This window comes from Microcystis sp. LE19-41.2A (genome assembly GCF_027530405.1).
GTDB lineage: Bacteria > Cyanobacteriota > Cyanobacteriia > Cyanobacteriales > Microcystaceae > Microcystis > Microcystis aeruginosa.
Genome location: NZ_JAPZQJ010000402.1, coordinates 1 through 2,387, shown reverse-complemented (window position 1 = coordinate 2,387; position 2,387 = coordinate 1). Strand labels below are relative to the sequence as shown.

Here is a 2,387-nt window from a genome sequence, read left to right as displayed (position 1 = left end):
TAATTCTTCTTGTTTTTTCCAATCGGTTAGCATTGAAGAAGTTTCAGTATATCCTACTCTTTCTTGTCTTTCGTACCATGCTTGTGTTCTGAGATGGAGTGCCTTATTGTAAACCAATCTTACACAGCCCAAAGTGCGCCGCAATAGCGACTCTTGTTCTGGTGTGGGGTAAAATCGAAACGAATAGGCTTTTTCCATATCCCGCATTCTAGCATATATCGTGTAAATGTGCTAATATTTGACGGTAAAGCCGTCGTAGAACGGCGGGGTTTCAGACCCAAAATTTTCGATGATGAAGACGATGTCGGCGGCTTAGATGTGTAGTTATAGCGCTTTTCACGTTACTGAGGTATCGACAAGTTTTGCCAACAAAGGGTTTAAGCCCCTTGCCCATGGCTCATTCTGATGAAAAATGCTATGATTGCTTTGAGCGCATAGAAGAGACGAGTGCTAATATTAGGAACAACAGCTTCGGAAATTTCCGATCCTCCTGGATCATAGATATAGCTATCGGAAATTTCCAATCCCTCTGGATAATTTGTCGGGGGAACGGCGAACGTAGTGATTTCCCTAGCAAGGGCTTCGGAAATTTCTGATTCTCCTGGATAATAGATATAGCTATCGGAAATTTCCAATCCCCCTGGATAATAGGTATAGCTAAATGTGTTATATTTTGGGTCATCAGAAAATGCCGGGGGACGTAATTGAAGAATTTCTGCACCCAATACCCTAGAGCAATCTTTAAATGGCATATATTGTTTAACCATCGACATTTACTTGGTAATTAATAACGGGAAAAAGTGAGAGATTTAAACGGAACTACACTGATGGACAAAATTAACAAATCAACTCTGCTGTAACTCATACTACTCAGTCCTCTATGCTATAGCGGTGTGCAGTCGTATGAGGTACAGTGTCACGAGCTATAAACCATGCTAGGCAAAGCTTGGTTTGTATCTCACTCAAGCGCTTACCGCTATAAGATGATCCAAAAAACGCAAGTCTTTAAATTGATGGGCAGAAAAGTTTAATTTTACTCAATAACCAAGGAGTTATACATAGATGTTTATTTTTGACAGTAAAACCGATATTTTAATTGATTCTCAGGAATTAACCTTTAAAAGTGAATATTTTTGTGACTTTTCTCGCTATTTTCAGAATCGAGAATTTGTCAACGGAGATGCTTTACAACTCAGTGGTGATCATTTTGAAGGGTATCTTTCAAGGATCATCATCGATGAAGTGATGTTAGAATTATCGCAACGTAATTGTTTAATAAATGTTGTGGGAGTAGTCCATTCTAAAATGTGGGTTTTTGCGATTCCTATTCGGGTGAATTCCGTCTTCTTCCAAAATTTGTACTCAGTAGAAAATAACTATCTTGGGATTGTCCCCCCTAAATCAGAAATTTCCATTTTTCAACATCCCTTTTCCAATCGTTTTCAGCTTTACGTTCATGATAATTATCTGCAACAATTGTGCCAAAATTTAGAGCTACCAGAAGCGAAAAAGTTTTTAAATTCTTCCGCTTCTTCTGTTGTGATTTGCCCATCGGAAAAAATTCGTCATCTCCAACAATCTTGTCATCAACTTTATCGAATGCTATTTAATTTAGATCGTCAACAAATATCTGGGCAAAGAAAAGCATTAAGATTAAATTTTTTCAAGCAAAAATTAAAAGAAGAAATTGTCAAAGATTTTCTTTTGACTTTAGCAGTAACCAAAGATATTAAAACTCCTAAAAACACTATCAGACGCACCTCTATTCTCAAAAAAGCAGAAGAAATGATGAGAAAAAATCTGCGTTCTGATCTGACTATTCCAGCGATTTGTCAAGAATTAAAAGTAAGTCAACGCACCTTAGAATATATATTTAAAGACTTCTATCAAATGTCTCCTTACAATTATTTTAAATTGCTTCGTCTTAATGCTTTACATCAATCTCTTAACCAAAATAATCAGACAAAATTAATTTATGAAATTGCTGAAGAATTAGGTTTTTTTCACCGAGGATATCTGGCCTCTGATTATAAAAAACTGTTTGGTTACTTCCCCTCTGAAACCTAAAAAAATAGTAGGGGTAGGAATTAGGATTATTTTTTCTTTGAGGACTAAATTCCTAACTCCTGTTTCAATTCATCGGCTCTCCCGTACTTGTTTGATAGGGGCGTATATTGTACGCCCTTTCTTCGATCTCATAACCTCAAGAGAGCCATTAATAATTAGCCCCATCGAGATTAATTTACTTAGGGCTTGCTGAATAAATCTAAAAACCTTGTTGGATAAGGCTTTTAGACTTTTTTGACCTCAAAAAGTGCCGACCATTGGAGGGATCGGGGGTAAAATTCAGGTACTTTTTCCCTGAAAATTAGGTAACTGACTACCTC

3 protein-coding genes are annotated in these 2,387 nt (G+C 36.8%); 1 reads left to right on the top strand and 2 read right to left on the bottom strand.

Going from position 1 to position 2,387, the window contains the following annotated elements; all coding sequences use genetic code 11:
- On the bottom strand, nucleotides 1-198 hold a 198-nt coding region (locus O9290_RS16450), incomplete at its 3' end, for a helix-turn-helix domain-containing protein (protein ID WP_288087280.1).
- A 179-nt stretch (nucleotides 199-377) separates the two neighbouring features.
- On the bottom strand, nucleotides 378-767 hold the full coding sequence (locus O9290_RS16445; protein ID WP_288087278.1) for a hypothetical protein: 390 nt from the start codon (nucleotides 765-767) through the stop codon (nucleotides 378-380).
- A 295-nt stretch (nucleotides 768-1,062) separates the two neighbouring features.
- Between O9290_RS16445 and O9290_RS16440 the strand changes: the two genes are divergently transcribed.
- Nucleotides 1,063-2,067 (top strand): helix-turn-helix domain-containing protein, encoded by a 1,005-nt coding sequence (locus tag O9290_RS16440; protein WP_288087276.1) that lies wholly within the window; start codon nucleotides 1,063-1,065, stop codon nucleotides 2,065-2,067.
- Nucleotides 2,068-2,387 lie beyond the last annotated feature (320 nt).

Excerpts from the sequence above, each read along its gene's own strand:
- O9290_RS16445 (WP_288087278.1), bottom strand. The coding sequence starts at position 767 with ATGGTTAAACAATATATGCCATTTAAAGATTGCTCTAGGGTATTGGGT.
- O9290_RS16440 (WP_288087276.1), top strand. The coding sequence starts at position 1,063 with ATGTTTATTTTTGACAGTAAAACCGATATTTTAATTGATTCTCAGGAA.